Annotated in this window: 2 protein-coding genes; both read right to left on the reverse strand. The window is 67.2% G+C overall.

Going from position 1 to position 1203, the window contains the following annotated elements; all coding sequences use genetic code 11:
* Positions 1-860: aminotransferase class III-fold pyridoxal phosphate-dependent enzyme (locus AB0F61_RS34235; protein ID WP_357818559.1), on the reverse strand; the 860-nt coding region annotated here is incomplete at its 3' end.
* 44 nt (positions 861-904) lie between these two features.
* Positions 905-1203: Lrp/AsnC ligand binding domain-containing protein (locus tag AB0F61_RS34240; RefSeq protein WP_357818556.1), on the reverse strand; the 299-nt coding region annotated here is incomplete at its 5' end.

A 1203-nucleotide genomic window follows, 5' to 3' on the forward strand; every position in this document is an offset into this window, starting at 1 on the left:
AGGCGGTCGGAGATGATGCAGGCGCCGATGGGGGAGTAGCCCGAGGTCATGCCCTTGGCGCAGGTGATCATGTCCGGTACGTAGCCGAACTTGTCGCACGCGAACATCGTGCCGAGGCGGCCGAAGGCGCAGATGACCTCGTCGGAGACGAGCAGCACGTCGTACTGGTCGCAGATCTCGCGCACGCGCTGGAAGTAGCCGGGCGGCGGCGGGAAGCAGCCGCCGGCGTTCTGCACCGGCTCCAGGAAGACGGCGGCGACGGTGTCGGGGCCCTCCATGAGGATCTGCTGCTCGATCTGGTCGGCGCACCAGCGGCCGAAGGCCTCGGGGTCGTCGCCGAAGAGCGGGGCGCGGTAGATGTTGGTGTTCGGGACCTTGTGCGCGCCGGGCACCAGGGGCTCGAAGGGGGCCTTCAGGCCCGGCAGGCCGGTGATGGACAGCGCGCCCTGCGGGGTGCCGTGGTAGGCGACCGCGCGGGAGATGACCTTGTGCTTGGTGGGCTTGCCCACCAGCTTGAAGTACTGCTTGGCCAGCTTCCAGGCGGTCTCGACCGCCTCGCCGCCGCCGGTGGTGAAGAAGACCTTGTTCAGGTCGCCGGGAGCGTGGTGCGCGATGCGCTCGGCCAGCTCCACCGCCTTCGGGTGGGCGTAGGACCACACCGGGAAGAAGGCGAGTTCCTGGGCCTGCTTGTAGGCGGTCTCGGCGAGCTCCGTACGGCCGTGTCCGGCCTGGACCACGAACAGGCCGGCGAGGCCGTCGAGGTAGCGCTTGCCCTTGTCGTCGAAGATGTAGGTGCCCTCGCCGCGGACGATGGTCGGGACGGGGCTGTTCTCGTACGACGACATGCGGGTGAAGTGCATCCACAGGTGGTCGTAGGCGGTCTTGGAGAGGTCCTTGCTCACGGCTATCGGGTTCCCCACATATAGGTCTGCTTCTTGAGCTTGAGGTAGACGAAGCTCTCGGTGGAGCGCACGCCGGGGAGAGTGCGGATGCGCTTGTTGATCACATCCAGGAGGTGGTCGTCGTCCTCGCAGACGATCTCCACCATCAGGTCGAAGGAGCCCGCGGTCATCACCACGTACTCGCATTCGGCCATGGCCGTCACCGCGTCCGCCACCTGCTCCACGTCGCCCTCGACGTTGATGCCGACCATCGCCTGACGGCGGAAGCCGACGGTGAGGGGGTCGGTGACGGCGACGATCT

Source organism: Micromonospora sp. NPDC023888, from assembly GCF_040639415.1.
GTDB lineage: Bacteria > Actinomycetota > Actinomycetes > Mycobacteriales > Micromonosporaceae > Micromonospora.